Here is a 15,810-nt window from a genome sequence, read left to right as displayed (position 1 = left end):
AGATAATGAGGAGCGTGTTGAATGTAATAGCTAAAAGAATGGACGCTAGATAAGAGAAGAGGATTCAAATGGAAAATCAAAATAAATTGTATCATTTTGTTGGTATCAAAGGTTCAGGAATGAGCTCCTTGGCTCTTGTTTTACATGAACAAGGTCTAAATGTCCAAGGATCAGACATTGAAAAATATTTCTTTACACAAAGAGATTTAGAAAAAGCAAATATCACGATTCTGCCATTTAACGCAGATAATGTAAAACCAGGGATGACGATCATTGCAGGAAATGCATTTCCTGATTCACATGAAGAAATCCAGCGAGCAAAAGAATTAGGTTTGGAAGTGATTCGCTATCACGACTTTATTGGTCATTTTATCCAAAATTATACGAGTATCGCTGTAACAGGCTCTCACGGAAAAACAAGTACGACTGGACTGCTCTCTCATGTATTGAGTGGTGTCCGTCCAACAAGTTATCTAATTGGAGATGGAACAGGACATGGTGATCCGCAAGCGGAATTCTTTTCATTTGAGGCCTGTGAATATCGCCGTCATTTCCTTGCCTATTCACCAGACTATGCAATCATGACCAATATCGATTTTGATCATCCGGATTATTATACAAGTATCGACGATGTATTTACAGCTTTCCAAACAATGGCTGGACAAGTGAAAAAAGCTATTTTTGCGTATGGTGACGATGCTTATTTACGCAAATTAAAAGCAAATGTGCCGATTTATTATTATGGTGTCACAGAAAACGATGATATCCAAGCACGAAACATCGAACGCACAACTTCTGGTTCTGCTTTTGATGTCTATCATGGGGATGAATTTGTTGGGCACTTCACTGTACCAGCATTCGGTAAACACAATATCTTAAATGCTTTAGGTGTTATTGCAGTAGCTTATTTCGAAAAACTGGATCTGAAAGAAGTTGCAGAAGAAATGCTGACTTTCCCAGGAGTAAAACGTCGATTCAGTGAAAAGATCGTAGCAGACATGACCGTAGTCGATGATTATGCGCATCACCCTGCAGAGATCAAAGCAACGATTGATGGCGCACGCCAAAAATATCCAGATAAAGAAATAATTGCAGTTTTCCAACCCCATACGTTTACGCGTACGATTGCATTGATGGATGAATTTGCAGAAGCACTTGATTTAGCTGATAAAGTTTACTTATGCGATATTTTTGGTTCGGCTCGGGAAGAACAAGGAAACGTTAAGATTGAAGACCTTGGAGCGAAAATCAAAAAAGGTGGAGAAGTCATCAAAGAAAATAATGTATCTCCATTGTTAGATTATCATGATGCAGTAGTAATCTTCATGGGTGCTGGAGATGTTCAAAAATTTGAACAAGCGTATGAAAAACTTTTAAGCAGCACGACGAAAAATGTACTGTAATACAATTACTGCAGTGTCCTTATAAAAATAGAAAGAGGGGGAGTGGCAAAAATCTTGCCAATCCCCCTTTTTTGCAACTTATGATAAACGGTGTTCAAAAGCTTGCATCTGCGGTAATAAGCCCAACCAAATCAAAAACATGAGAAGCTGTTTTTCTTGGCTGTTCTTATTACTTGATGCAGGGCAGCTTTTTCACGACCTCAGATAAACGGTGTTCAAAAGCTTGCATCTGCGGTAATAAGCCCAATCAAATGAAAAATATGAGGAGCTATTTTTATTTGACCATTCTTATTACTTGATGCAGGACAGCTTTTTCACGACCTCAGATAAACGATGTTCAAAAGCTTGCATCTGCGGTAATAAGCCCAATCAAATCAAAAACATGAGAAGCTGTTTTTCTTGGCTGTTCTTATTACTTGATGCAGGGCAGCTTTTTCACGACCTCAGATAAACGGTGTTCAAAAGCTTGCATCTGCGGTAATAAGTCCAGCCAAATGAAAAATATGAGAAGCTGTTTTTTCTTGGCTGTTCTTATTATTTGATGCAGGACAGCTTTTTCACGACCTCTGTAAACTATAGGAATCTGTTAAATCAAGGGAGCAGAACTTGCCTTTTACGCTACTTTTGGTACAATAATGTATGATTAAAAATAAACTGGAGGGTTTCTATCTTGAACATAGGTAAGCCGAGAAAACTAGGAAAAACAATAAATGAAATCGAGGAAGGCGACTCGTTATCCTTAACAGAATCTATTGAAGATAACCAGCTTTTGCTGTATTTGGGATTGACGAATGATGCAAATCCTTTGTATATCCAACATGACTTTGCACAAAAAACAGAATATCAACAGCCAATCGTTCCATCAGTGATGCTGATGGGGATCATCACAAGTGCAATTTCAAAGCATCTTCCTGGACCAGGATCACATGTTGTCAATTTTTCTGTCAATTTTATTGAACCGGTTTTCCATTATGAAACACTGACTTTTCAGTTTGAGGTCATAAAAGTAGATAAGATGAAGGATGTGGTGACGATTTCTGTAGAAGCGGAGAATACGAACGAAGATCGTGTGTTGGATGCTGTCGTTATGGTCCAACCGCCACAAGTTCCTGAATTGGAAATAGCAATCGAAAGTGAAGGTGAATTGAATGAATAATCCAAGTACATCAATGTCAGGTATCAATCGTTTTTATGCAAAAGTTTATGGATTTTTAGGTATGGGACTTGCCCTTAGTGCAGTCACTTCTTACTTGGCTCTTTGGGTATTTCCTTTGCAATTAGCAACTTTTATCAATAATTTTCCACTAGGCTTTGTGGGTCTGTGGATCGTTGAACTGATTTTAGTAATGGTTCTAGGCGTAAAAGCACAAAAGAATCCGAGCTTAGCAATCGGTGGATTTATTGCCTACTCTCTTTTGAATGGCATAACATTAGCGGTTACTCTTGCATACTACGATATTGGAACAGTAACGCAAGCTTTCTTGACAGCTACTTTGATGTTCATGGGGATGTCTGTTGTCGGAGTAACAACAAAAAGAGATCTTAGCGGGGTTGGAAGAGCAGGACAGGCAGCTTTAATCGGAGTGATCATTGCACTAGTCTTGAACATCTTCATTTTGAGAAGTAGCGTAGTTGAGCTGTTCATCTCCCTACTGTTAGTCGTCATCTTTGCAGGGATTACAGCTTATGATAACCAAAGCATCCGTAATATCTATGTCCAGACAAACGGAACAGCACATAGTGGAATTGCTGTATTCATGGCATTGAAGCTGTATTTGGACTTTATCAACTTGTTCTTGGCGTTTCTGAGAATCTTTGGACGGAACAACTAAAAAAGAAAAAAATTCATCAGTTGGGGCTATACCGAATTATTTGGTATGGTCCCGCTTTTTCTTTTCGCATTCCGCAGGATTCTTTGTTAGAATGAATAAGAACTTTACAGTAAGGAGTTAAGAAGATGACAAAAAATAAATTATTACTCGTTGATGGGAACAGTGTGGCTTTTCGCGCATTCTTTGCGCTTCACAATTCTCTTGAACGTTTCAAAAATAGAAACGGTCTTCATACAAATGCAATCTATGCATTCAATACGATGTTTGAAAATGTTATGCAAAAAGAGCAACCGACTCATGTTCTGGTTGCGTTCGATGCAGGAAAAACGACTTTTCGGACAGAAATGTATGCGGAGTACAAAGGTGGAAGATCCAAAACACCTGGCGAATTCAAAGAACAAATGCCATATATACGTGATTTGTTGACAGGACTAGGGGTACAGTATTACGAATTGCCCAATTATGAAGCAGATGATATTATCGGTACTTTGGCAGAAAAAGTAGACAAAGATCAATTTGATGTCGTCGTGCTTTCAGGTGATCGGGATTTGACTCAATTAGCTAGTAAAGAAGTAAAAGTGGATATCACTGTAAAAGGTGTCAGCGATATCGAAAGCTATACACCAGAACATGTAGCGGAAAAATATGATGGGTTGACGCCAAAACAGATTATTGACATGAAGGGACTAGCCGGAGATGCCTCTGACAATATCCCCGGTGTGACTAAAATCGGTGAAAAAACAGCTATCAAGCTATTGAAACAATATGGCTCAGTCGAAGGAATTTATGAACATATCGATGAAATGAAGCAAAGCAAAATGAAAGAAAATCTGATAAATGACAAAGAGCAGGCTTTCTTATCGAAAAAATTGGCGACCATCAATACTTCAGCGCCTGTGGATGTCTCTATCGACTCATTGAAGTATGAAGGGAAAAATCTCGATAAACTCGTTCCATTTTATAAAGAAATGGATTTCAATCAGTTCCTTTCTAAATTGAATATCGTAGAAGAAGAAGTAAAAATGGATGATATTTTGTTTGAAGTCGTTCATGAATTCAAAGAGGAAATGTTTACTACGGATATGGCGTTGTACGTGGAAATGATGGGCGACAATTATCATACAGAGGAAATCGTCGGAGTAGCGTGGGGGACAGAAAAGAAAATTTATGTCACGAACGATCTATCTGTATTCGAAAACCGAGCGTTCCATTCTTGGATCACTGATCCGACTCGGCTGAAAAAAGTATATGATGCGAAACGAACTTATGTTGCTTTAAACCGCTATACTGGAAAAACGAAAGGAATCGATTTTGATGTCTTGCTAGGTGCATACCTTCTCGATACGAATGAAAAAAGCACAGATATCGAAGGAATAGCTGCTCATTACGGATACAACGATATCCAATCAGATGAAGCTGTATACGGCAAAGGGGCGAAAAAAGGTTTACCAGAAGAAGAGGAACTCTTTTTTGCTCATTTAGCGCGAAAAGTAGCTGCAATCAATGCGTTGACACCAAAATTGAGCCAAGAACTGGCAGATAAAAACCAAGAAGATCTTTTCCGGAAAATGGAACTGCCATTGTCTATCATTTTGGCAGAGATGGAAATAAGCGGGATCAAAGTAGATGCGACTCGCTTACAAGAAATGAAGGGCGAGTTCTCTGCTCGCTTAAGAGAGATCGAACAAAAAATCTACGAAGAAGCCGGCGAAGAATTCAATTTGAATTCACCAAAGCAATTAGGAGTGATCTTATTTGAAAAAATGGGATTACCCGTTATCAAAAAAACAAAAACTGGATATTCCACAGCCGTAGATGTACTGGAACAGCTTCGTGAACAAGCACCAATCGTAGAGGATATCCTCACCTATCGTCAAATTGCAAAAATTCAATCTACCTATGTCGAGGGACTGCTGAAAGTGATCCAATCAGATGGAAAAGTGCATACCCGTTATGTCCAGACATTGACCCAAACAGGACGATTAAGCTCTGTTGATCCTAATTTGCAGAACATCCCGATTCGATTAGATGAAGGGAGAAAGATACGTCAGGCATTTGTTCCTAGAGAAAAAGACTGGCTGATTTATTCTTCTGACTATTCACAAATCGAGTTACGCGTACTTGCGCATATCTCAAATGATGAACATTTGAAAGCTGCCTTCCTAGAAGGTCAAGATATCCATGCCAGCACAGCGATGCGTGTATTTGGAATCGAAAAGGCAGAGGATGTCACACCAAATATGCGTAGGCAGGCAAAAGCAGTGAATTTTGGTATCGTGTATGGCATCTCTGATTACGGACTTTCACAAAATCTAGGAATCAGCCGAAAAGCAGCACAGCAATACATCGATACGTACTTTGAAAAATACCCAGGTGTCAAAGAATATATGGAAAGAATCGTACGCGAAGCAAAAGACCAAGGCTACGTCGAAACGCTGTATCACCGCCGTCGATATCTGCCAGACATCAATTCAAGAAATTACAATATCCGTTCTTTTGCGGAACGAACAGCTATCAATACACCAATCCAAGGAAGTGCTGCTGATATTTTGAAAATCGCGATGATCGAATTGGATAAACGATTAAAAGAAACAGGTCTTCAAGCTACGATGCTGTTACAAGTTCATGATGAACTTGTCTTCGAGGTACCGGAAAAAGAACTTGAATCATTAGATAAATTGGTGAAGGAAGTTATGGAACAAGCTGTTTCTCTTCATGTACCACTGATCACTGACAGCAGTTGGGGAAAAACGTGGTACGAAGCAAAATAAACATTGTTTAAGACAGAGCAATATAATGAAGGTGAAAAGAAAAAATGCCAGAATTACCAGAAGTAGAAACCGTTCGTAAAGGATTGGAACGGTTAGTAGTAGGAAAAACGATTCAAAAAGTTCAGGTCTTGTGGCCCAAGATCATCGAGCAACCAGAGACACCCATCTTTGAGGCTTCTCTTGTTGGCGAAACCATCCAATCCATTGGACGTAGAGGGAAGTTTTTAATTTTTCATCTCGATCATTATGAACTGATCTCACACTTGCGAATGGAAGGAAAATATCAATTTACGAAAGAAAATACACCAATCGATAAACATACGCATGTACTTTTCTTTTTTGAGGATGGAAGCCAACTTCGCTACAACGATGTACGAAAATTTGGTCGTATGACAATCGTCGAAAAAGGAGCAAGTGCAACTTACCGAGGAATCATGAAATTGGGACCTGAGCCTTTGCCAGATAGCTTCTTATTAGCAGATTTCGCAAATGGACTGAAAAAGTCCCACAAAGCAATCAAGCCATTGCTGCTAGACCAACGTCTAGTGACTGGTCTAGGTAATATTTATGTAGATGAAGCATTATGGGAAGCGAAGATCCATCCAGAACAACCGGCGAACACACTGCGCCCCAAAGAGGTAGAACAATTACGTCTATCGATCATTGATGTTTTGGATCGTGCAATAGAAGCCGGAGGTACCACGATTCGCAGTTATTTGAATGCATTAGGAGAATCAGGCGGATTTCAAGTAGCACTGCATGTCTATCAGCAAACTGGCAAACCATGTATACGTTGTGGAACGCCGATCGTGAAAACAAAAGTGGCACAAAGGGGGACGCACTATTGTCCGAATTGTCAAAGGCTAAAAATCGCAAAGTAGGATTTGTTTTAGGTTTGACGGGTGGAATAGCTACCGGTAAAAGTACGGCAGCCAAAGTCTTTCAGTCTCATGGATTTCCTTTGATCGATGGCGATGTGATTGCCAGAGAAACTGTTGAGCCTGGAACGCTTGCTCTGAGGAAAATTGTATCAGTGTTTGGCCAAGAGGTATTGCAGCCTGATGGGCAACTAGATCGAGGGAAACTTGGGATGATTGTTTTTCCATCAAAGGAAAAACGGCAAAAACTTGATCAGCTATTAGATCCGTTTATCCGAAAAGCGATAAAAGATCAAATCGCCTCTCTAAGTTCCAATCATCCTTTAGTAATTGTAGATATCCCATTGCTCTACGAAGGTCATTATGACCACTATATGGATGCAGTAGCTGTCGTTTATACTACGCCAGAAACTCAGCTTCAGCGTTTGATGAAACGTAATCAACTGACGCTAGAACAAGCGCAGCAGAGAATTAGTAGTCAACTTCCAATCGAAGAAAAAAAGCAGCGTGCGGATATTTTGTTCGACAACAATGGAACAAAAGAAAAACTTGTGGGACAAATCGAAAATTGGCTTTTTGCTAATCGCTTTCTTTGAGTATCTGTGTCAATTTTGCTATCCTGAGTATATAGAAAGTGAGGGATAGCGATGGGATCATTAAAAAATCAAAAGGATAAAGTCGTAGGTAACGCAAAAGAAAAAATCGGCGAGATGCTCAATAAAGAAAATCTAATCGATGAAGGTCGTACGCAATCAGAAACAGCAGAAGAAAAAGAAAAGCAGTACCAAGCAAGAATCGATGAAATAGAAGACCAGCAGGCAGAAGAAGAAGCGAAGCGGCAAGATTTGACTCAAGAACGAAAAAATCCGACACCTGATCGTAGTAAAACACCGCTCCCAGAAAGTGACCACATTCCCGATGAGCAAAAAATCGAGGAACAGCGAATGAAACACTATACAGGAATCGAAGAGAAGTTATAAAATAGTAAAAAATCGAGATGTGACTTGAAGCAGATGAGAAGGTGTTCATCTGCTTCAAGTTTTTTGTGCTAGATGACTAAATCAGCTTTTGTGTAAGTTATTTCTCAGTAATCAAGGTGATCAGTATTGGAAAATTGAAATTTAGTAAGGACAGGGGACACAATTACGCATGAAAGTAGAAAAAATTGTTCTTATATCCGTGTTTTTTGGGTAGGACAGTCGCGTTTGTGATTTGTTTCGTGTTATAATACAACTAGTTGTAAAGAAAGACACATCCTTTATATAAAATGCGATGCAAGAGGTGAGACAAAATGAGATGTCCCAGATGTCAACATAATAATTCACGAGTAATCGACAGCCGTCAAGCAGATGATGGACGTGCGATCCGTCGCCGTCGCGAATGTGAGAATTGTTCGTTCCGATTCACTACATTTGAACGAATTGAAGCTGCTCCGTTATTAGTAATCAAGAAAAACGGGGAACGCGAAGAGTTCAATCGCGATAAAATTTTAAGAGGACTCATCCGTTCAGCAGAAAAAAGACCTGTAGCTATGGAACAAATGGAACAAATCGTCAACCATGTCGAAAACCGCGTACGCAGTCTCGGAGAAAACGAAGTATCGACGAATCTAATTGGTGAATATGTGATGGAAGATTTAGTTGATTTAGACGAAATCGCTTATATTCGTTTTGCAAGTGTTTATCGCCAGTTCAAAGATATGTCTGTTTTCTTAAAAGAGTTGCAAGATATCGTGGATAAAGCAAAAGAAAATAATAAAGAGAATAATAAAGAAAACAATTAAGAAACAAAAAGGAGGCATTTCCTTGGAAAATGCTTGGAAAGAGCTTCAACCAAAAAATATTTACCAAGGAAGAAAAGCGGCTCCGCTGAGAGAAGACAGCAAGAACGCCTTGCTGTATCTTTATCAGCCACTAATCGGCGGAGAAGCCTTGAGTATCTATTTCACCCTGTTATCAGAAATCTCTCAAGAATCTGGCAAAGGTCCTGAAGGGATGCATGCAGATCTGCTTAGTAGTCTAGGCTGCGGTATCCCGCAATTTTATGATGCAAGAAAAAAGCTAGAAGGAATCGGCTTACTGGATGTTTATTTTAAAGAAGATAGTGATCTGGGACCTCGTTTTATTTATGAGCTGTTAGAACCACTCATTCCTAAAGCATTTTTCAAAGACTCTGTTCTGGCTTTTCTTCTTCTGGAAAAAGTTGGTGAACGACGATTCCAGAAGCTTACCCAATTGTTTGAACCTAAAAGGCATACAGCAGAGGGATATCAAAAAATCACAAAAAAATTTTTAGATGTTTATCGCTTCAATGAAGCAGTGTACGCTGCTAATCAAGAAAACATCGAATCGCTGAATAAATCTTTTGAAGAATCTGAATCAGTAGCATTACTTGAAGCAGATTCGACATTCGATTGGCAGTTTTTGAATGATTGGCTGGCAAAAAAACATATTGCAAGTCTTGATGATCCAATCATCAAACAAGTCGACATGTATCATCAGCTTTACGGTTTCGATGAATTGACACTTGGCGAACTGATCAGTCAATCTTATGACTTTAGTGAACAAAAAGTATCTGAAAAAGAACTGCAAAAAGCCATTTTGGCAATGCAGAGACGTCCGGTGAAGCAAACAAAAGAAACAGTTGCGGTTTCTGAAAACAGTAATGAACCCTCGTCAAACGAACATTTGACAAACGCAGCGCTTCAGCTGATAAAAGAAGCACAGAGCATTCCACCGATGAAATATCTGGAAGCAATCAAGTCAGAAAAAGGCGGATATGTTTCTAAACAAGAAAACTGGTTACTGCAAGATCTTGTTTCTCAATCAGGTCTTTCCAGTAGCGTGATCAATGTTTTGTTGAATTATGTATTGGTGATCAAAAATAATGCTAGCTTAAATGCTAGTTATGTGAATACAGTGGCAAATGAATGGGCACAAAAGAAAATCGCCACAGCAGAAGAAGCAATTCAGCATATTCGGCAAATAAGCAATCAAGCAAAACAATCAAAACAAAAGAAGCAAACAAATTATCCAAATGGCAAGCGAAATGTTCGGCGGGAAAAGCTTCCTGATTGGGTCAATCAGCCAAAAGATGAAAAACAGATCAGCAGCGAGAAAAAAGCAGAGATTGACCGCCGTTTTAAAGAATACCTGGCAAAAAAGGAGGGTGACATCTAGTGGAAGACGTAGGCAAAGAATTGAAGAGGATCATCAGCAAACGCAATTATCAAGAAAAGTATGCTGAAATGATCGCTGAAGTCTTAAATGATGCGGATGTTCAAGCTTTTCTAAGCGCACACCAAGAAGAATTGACACAAGCGGATATTGAAAAAAGTTACGCCAAATTGTATGAATTCGTGCAAGAAAAGCGTAAATATCAAAAAAACGATCCAACGATGATCGCTCCCGGCTATGAGCCGAAGCTGACATTGAATTTTCATTATGTGGATGTCACTTATGTACCAACGGAAGCATTGTTAGCACGGCAAAGACAAGAAGAAATCAGAAGCCGAGTAAAAGCAATGGATATGCCAAAAGATATTCAATCGGCTTCTTTTGAAAACTTTGAACGTACAGATGGACGAGGATATGCGAGCTTAGAAGCCCTAGATTTTGTAGAGAAATATACTGCTGATCCAAAAGGGTATCATAAAGGACTGTATCTAGTAGGAAGTTTTGGTATTGGAAAAACATATTTATTAGGAGCAACAGCGAGAGAATTAGCGATTGCTGGATTCACCACGACGCTAGTCCATTTTCCGACATTTGCCGTTGAGATGAAACAGGCAATCGGAAAAGATCAAGTGGCAGAAAAGTTAGATGCAGTGAAACGTTCACCTATTTTGATGATCGATGATATTGGTGCAGATGCGATGAGTAGTTGGATACGAGACGAAGTATTCGGTGTTATCCTTCAATATCGGATGCAGGAACAGTTACCAACCTTCTTCTCATCGAATTTTACAATGGATGAATTGGAACAGCATTTGTCCGTCACTCAACGTGGAGATGAAGAGCCGCTAAAAGCGAAACGGATAATGGAACGCATACGTTATTTGACAAAAGAAATCGAAATGACTGGTCGCAACCGACGCAATGGTTGAACAGTTGACAAGTCCAACTGACATTTGACCTAGTAGTAAAAGCAGGTCAGCGAATCATTATATGGACAGAAATGACCGGAGACAATCACCGCAACAAGTAATGCAGAAACTTAAACGGAGGATTTTTTATGAGGGCTATTTTTTCTAGTATATCTGTAGTTGGTCTATTTTTTCTTTTAGCAGGCTGCGGTAGCGCAGATAGCAACACAGGTTCTGTTGATTCGATTGATGCGGGTCAAACAGTAAAAACAAGCAGTACGAAAACGGAGGGACAAAGCATATTTGTTGGAACGATTGAAAGTATCACTCAAGTAGAAGCAGAAGAAGAAACGCTTCAGTTGAAACTCGTCGATGTCATGGCCAAAGAAGATCCAGCGAATATGGGAACGTCATTCAGCAATGACGGAGTGATCTTAAATGCTACTGCTGAAAAAATAAGCGTGGACATAAATGAATTGAAAATCGGTGACAAAGTCCAATTTACATTAGTTGAGATGCCGATCATGACGATGTCTATCCCACCGCAAGTTCCTGGAGATTCGATTATTGATGTTTCATTGAACAAATAACCAACAACATTTTTTCAAAAATAAGAAAATGTTGTTTTATAGAACGAAAAGGTATATTTTTTAAGGAGATATGGGAATTTTTTTATTCCTAGTCTCCTTATTTTATTTGGAAAATGCTATAATTATCTAGAAGGAGTGAAGCTATGAACCATTTAGATTTATCTCAGCGCTTAGCGGCAGTGGGTGACTTTGTTCCTGAATCCGCTCGTTTAGCAGACATTGGATCAGATCACGCTTACTTACCCGTTGCATTGATATTAAGAGGAAAAATCGAATATGCAGTTGCTGGTGAAGTCGTTCAAGGTCCTTATGAATCAGCACGTAAGCAAGTCAAAAAAGATGGATTAGAAGACCGTATCACCGTACGCCTTGCAAATGGTCTAGATGCTATCCAGCCACAAGATGGTATTACAGCTGTCACGATTGCGGGTATGGGAGGTTCACTGATCCGAGATATCCTAGAAGCTGGCAAGTTGAATCAACGCTTAAGCGGACAAGAACGTTTGATCCTTCAGCCAAACATCGGAGAGCGTACATTACGATCTTGGCTGCAAGAAAATCAGTATAAAATCCAATCAGAAAAAATACTTGAAGAAAATAAAAAAATATATGAAATCATTGTAGCCGAAAAAGAACAAAAACCAGTTACTTACAATGAAATGGAGCTGATGTTCGGGCCATTTCTGCTTGAAGAGAAAAGTGAGATCTTCAAATCAAAATGGACAAGAGAGCTTCAACAAAGAAAAGCTATCCGTGAACAGCTCAAACAAGCAGCTAATCAAGAGACACGTCAAAAACAAATCGAGCAGGAAATCCAAATGATTGAGGAGGTTTTAAAGACATGACAATCAGCGGACGCACCTTCATCCAAAAGTTTGAAAGCTATTGTCCTCAGTGGCTAGCTGAAGAAGGAGACCCAGTCGGACTGCATATCGGAACATTGGATAAGCCAATCCAACGAGTAATGATGACATTAGACGTTCGTCCAGAAGTGGTCGAAGAAGCAATCAAGAAAAAAATCGATTTGCTGATTGCTAAACATCCTCCAATCTTTCGTCCTGTAAAACGGCTGGTTACTGATCAGCCACAAGAAAAAATGTATGCAGATTTGTTGAAACATGATATTGCCGTCTATGCAGCACACACGAACATGGATATTATTTGGGATGGACTGAATGACTGGTTTTGTGAACTTCTCGGTATTGAAGTGGAGAGTTATTTAGTAAAGACTCATGAGATTCATTATAAAAAACTGGCCGTTTATGTACCTGTGGATCATGCACAGAAAATGCGTGAAGTATTAGCTGCAGCTGGTGCTGGTACACAAGGTGATTATACCGGTACAAGTTTTACCTCGATTGGACACGGTCGATTTACTCCGGAAGCTGGTGCACAACCAGCGATTGGGAAAGTAGGGAAGACAGAACAAGTTCAAGAGGCAAAAGTTGAGGTTATTTTGCCGGAAACTATCGAAAAACAAGTGATTCAAGCCATGCGGTCAGCTCATCCTTATGAGGAACCTGCTTATGATCTTTTCGCTATAGATGAACCAGTCGAAATGTTTGGGTTAGGACGAGTAGGTGAATTGCCGCAAGAAATTTCTATAGAGGCATTTGTAGAACAAGTAAAAGAAGCGTTCCAACTAGATGGACTGAGAATAGTCCAGCCAAAAAATGCAAAATCCTCTGTGAAGCGCATTGCGATTTGCGGTGGAAGCGGTGAAAAATTTTATCCGCAAGCAATCGCCCAAAGAGCAGATGTCTATATCACGGGAGATATCTATTATCATACGGCTCATGATATGCAAAGCGCTGGGTTGATCGCAATTGATCCCGGTCATTATATTGAATCGTTATGCAAGCAACGATTTATCGAGAAATTTGAATCTTGGAAACAAGAAGAAAATTGGGATATTAACTTTTTCGTTTCTGAAACAAATACAAACCCATTTCAATTTAATTAAAAGGAGAGAATACTATGTACGAAAATCTTTTGCCACGTTTTTTACGATATGTCAAAACAGAAACACGCTCCGATGCAACAAGCAAAACGACTCCATCGACTCAGACACAAGTTGCTTTTGCGCAAGAATTGAAAAAAGAATTGGAAGAGTTAGGCTTAGCTGATGTTTTCTATAATGAAGATAACGGATTCGTTATGGGAACATTACCAAGCAATGTTGATCATGAAGTGCGTTCCATTGGATTTATTTCTCACATGGATACAGCAGATTTTAATGCAGTAGGAGTCAATCCACAAATCATTGAAAACTATGATGGTGAGTCGACGATCGTACTAGATGCGGAAGAACGCTATACATTGAATACAAAAGATTTTCCAAATTTGAAAAATTATGAAGGCCACACATTGATCACAACAGATGGCAGTACATTACTGGGAGCAGATGACAAATCAGGGATTGCGGAAATCATGACTGCAATGGAGATCTTGATCAATAATCCTTCTATCCCTCACGGTACCATCAAAGTGGCTTTTGGTCCTGATGAAGAAATCGGTGTCGGAGCGGATAAATTCGATGTTGAGCAATTCGATGTAGATTTTGCTTATACAGTCGATGGTGGTCCTTTAGGTGAGTTGCAGTATGAAACGTTTAGTGCTGCTCAAGCAAATATCACGATCCAAGGGAAAAATGTACATCCAGGGACGGCAAAAGATACAATGATCAATGCTCTACAGTTAGCAATCGATTTTCATAATCAGCTTCCAGCCGATGAAGTTCCAGAAAAAACGGAAGGATACGAAGGTTTCTTCCATTTGATGGCATTGGATGGGAATCCTGAAGAAGCTTCTATGAGTTATATCATTCGCGATCATGATCGTGAAAAATTCGAAGCACGCAAAGCACAAATCACCCATATCCAAGAAGAGTTGAATCAGCGATTTGATCAAGAACGAATCAAAGTAGATATGTATGATCAATATTACAACATGAAAGAAATCATTGAAAAAGATATGAGCATCGTGGAATTAGCGAAACAAGCAATGATCGAGCTTGGTATCTCTCCAGTGATCGAACCAGTTCGTGGAGGAACAGATGGTTCAAAAATCTCTTACATGGGTATTCCGACGCCAAATCTATTTGCCGGAGGAGAAAATATGCACGGACGATTCGAATTTGTTTCTTTACAAGTAATGGAAAAAGCAACAGACGTGATTGTAAAAATTGCAGAATTGAACACAAAGAGTTAAAATCGAAAAAGAACAGCTTATGACAAGGCGTTCGTCCCAATGATGGAATGTCATCTGTCTAAGGCTAAAGGGCAGGACAATGGAATTGGTTGTCCCGCCCTCTTTTTTGAAGAGTAAATAGGAGGTAAAGAATGGAAAAGCTGCTAGTTTTTTATAACAAAAGTTCAGGGAAAGATGAGGGTGAGAAATTAGCACGCTGGTTTCAAGATTATGTAAAAGAAAAGCAGCCAGAATTATATGTAGAACTAGCTGAAACTGGCCCATCGATTGATGATGCGGAATTAGTCAAGAAAGCAGAAGCTATAGAAGCTGATACTTTAGTAATTATAGGTGGAGACGGCACGATTCATCATATCGTCCAAGCGTTCCAAAAAACATTATCTCAATACCATGTCGGATTACTTCCAGGTGGAACTGTCAACAACCTTGCACGTTTTCTTGAGATTCCCCTCAAAAAAGAAGAAGCTGCTGACGTGATCCTGGAAGGTAATGTACGGAAAATAGACTATGGTCAAGTCAATGATGAAGTCATTATCTCTACACTGACAATCGGAATCTTAGCAGATACAGCAGTTTGGATCAGTCAAGAAGAAAAACAGCGTTACGGCTCGTGGATCTTTATCAAGAAGTTTTTTAAGTTATTGCTGAAGAAGAAAAAATATCATTTGGATTTAGAAACAGACGAGGAGCATTGGAAAGGAAAATCCCAACTGTTGACAGTCACGATGTCTAACTCCGTGGGCGGTTTTACAAATTTTGACGACTCAGCGACCCCAGATGATGGAAAATTCCATGTAACGATCGTACCTTCCTTAGATATTTTCCGATTTATTTTTTATTTGCCTAGAATCATGAGAGGCAAATTCTATACGATCCCCGGCATTACTTATTTCACAGCCAAACGCATGAAAATCCAAGCGCAGGAAAAATCTGTGGGCACTCGAACGGATGGAGACACGACAGATGATCTTCCAGTTGAATTATCTGTTGTATCAAAAGGATTAACAGTTTATTCACCAAAGAAAGAAGAAAAAGCTTAGAA

General features: G+C 39.4%; 15 protein-coding genes. All 15 read left to right on the top strand.

From position 1 onward, the window contains the following. Positions 1-68: 68 nt before the first annotated feature. The 15 genes from murC to OS138_RS04165 all read left to right on the top strand — a co-directional run bounded on the left by murC (position 69) and on the right by OS138_RS04165 (position 15,808). Complete coding sequence (gene murC, locus OS138_RS04235) at positions 69-1,403, top strand: UDP-N-acetylmuramate--L-alanine ligase (protein WP_002296400.1); 1,335 nt, start codon at positions 69-71, stop codon at positions 1,401-1,403. A 670-nt stretch (positions 1,404-2,073) separates the two neighbouring features. After that, entirely contained in the window at positions 2,074-2,559 is a 486-nt protein-coding gene (locus tag OS138_RS04230; protein WP_002296398.1) for a MaoC/PaaZ C-terminal domain-containing protein, read from the top strand. Continuing rightward, positions 2,552-3,235, top strand: coding sequence for a Bax inhibitor-1/YccA family protein (locus OS138_RS04225; protein WP_002296397.1), 684 nt, complete (start codon positions 2,552-2,554; stop codon positions 3,233-3,235). The genes OS138_RS04230 and OS138_RS04225 overlap by 8 nt, the downstream gene beginning before the upstream one ends. Before the next feature lie 125 nt (positions 3,236-3,360). Continuing rightward, the gene (gene polA / locus OS138_RS04220) at positions 3,361-6,006 is read left to right on the top strand and encodes a DNA polymerase I (RefSeq protein ID WP_002303538.1); all 2,646 of its coding nucleotides are present in this window, start codon (positions 3,361-3,363) and stop codon (positions 6,004-6,006) included. 44 nt (positions 6,007-6,050) lie between these two features. After that, positions 6,051-6,887 (top strand): DNA-formamidopyrimidine glycosylase, encoded by an 837-nt coding sequence (mutM, locus tag OS138_RS04215; protein WP_002300666.1) that lies wholly within the window; start codon positions 6,051-6,053, stop codon positions 6,885-6,887. Next, the gene (gene coaE / locus OS138_RS04210) at positions 6,851-7,480 is read left to right on the top strand and encodes a dephospho-CoA kinase (RefSeq protein ID WP_002288324.1); all 630 of its coding nucleotides are present in this window, start codon (positions 6,851-6,853) and stop codon (positions 7,478-7,480) included. Before mutM ends, coaE begins: the two co-directional genes overlap by 37 nt. Positions 7,481-7,531: 51 nt before the next feature. Next, positions 7,532-7,864: a hypothetical protein gene (locus OS138_RS04205; protein ID WP_002288325.1), complete on the top strand. Its 333-nt coding sequence runs from the start codon at positions 7,532-7,534 to the stop codon at positions 7,862-7,864. Between the two features lie 311 nt (positions 7,865-8,175). Beyond that, entirely contained in the window at positions 8,176-8,667 is a 492-nt protein-coding gene (nrdR, locus tag OS138_RS04200; protein ID WP_002288327.1) for a transcriptional regulator NrdR, read from the top strand. A 22-nt stretch (positions 8,668-8,689) separates the two neighbouring features. Beyond that, entirely contained in the window at positions 8,690-10,063 is a 1,374-nt protein-coding gene (locus tag OS138_RS04195) for a replication initiation and membrane attachment family protein (RefSeq protein WP_002300664.1), read from the top strand. Next, positions 10,063-10,989, top strand: coding sequence for a primosomal protein DnaI (dnaI, locus tag OS138_RS04190; RefSeq protein ID WP_002288331.1), 927 nt, complete (start codon positions 10,063-10,065; stop codon positions 10,987-10,989). The genes OS138_RS04195 and dnaI overlap by 1 nt, the downstream gene beginning before the upstream one ends. Before the next feature lie 128 nt (positions 10,990-11,117). After that, positions 11,118-11,558, top strand: coding sequence for a hypothetical protein (locus OS138_RS04185; protein ID WP_002323022.1), 441 nt, complete (start codon positions 11,118-11,120; stop codon positions 11,556-11,558). 143 nt (positions 11,559-11,701) lie between these two features. Continuing rightward, a complete protein-coding gene (locus OS138_RS04180) occupies positions 11,702-12,403 on the top strand; it encodes a tRNA (adenine(22)-N(1))-methyltransferase (RefSeq protein ID WP_002300656.1) in 702 nt (233 codons plus the stop codon). After that, positions 12,400-13,521 carry a Nif3-like dinuclear metal center hexameric protein gene (locus tag OS138_RS04175; RefSeq protein ID WP_002288338.1) on the top strand — a complete coding sequence of 374 codons (1,122 nt, stop codon included), beginning with the start codon at positions 12,400-12,402 and terminating at the stop codon, positions 13,519-13,521. The genes OS138_RS04180 and OS138_RS04175 overlap by 4 nt, the downstream gene beginning before the upstream one ends. A gap of 14 nt (positions 13,522-13,535) precedes the next feature. After that, positions 13,536-14,768, top strand: coding sequence for a peptidase T (pepT, locus tag OS138_RS04170; RefSeq protein ID WP_002288340.1), 1,233 nt, complete (start codon positions 13,536-13,538; stop codon positions 14,766-14,768). 131 nt (positions 14,769-14,899) lie between these two features. Further along, the gene (locus OS138_RS04165; RefSeq protein ID WP_002300651.1) at positions 14,900-15,808 is read left to right on the top strand and encodes a diacylglycerol/lipid kinase family protein; all 909 of its coding nucleotides are present in this window, start codon (positions 14,900-14,902) and stop codon (positions 15,806-15,808) included. Positions 15,809-15,810 lie beyond the last annotated feature (2 nt).

This window comes from Enterococcus sp. E5-37 (genome assembly GCF_035726925.1).
Classification (GTDB): domain Bacteria; phylum Bacillota; class Bacilli; order Lactobacillales; family Enterococcaceae; genus Enterococcus_B; species Enterococcus_B faecium.
This window is presented reverse-complemented; position numbering and strand designations above follow the sequence as displayed.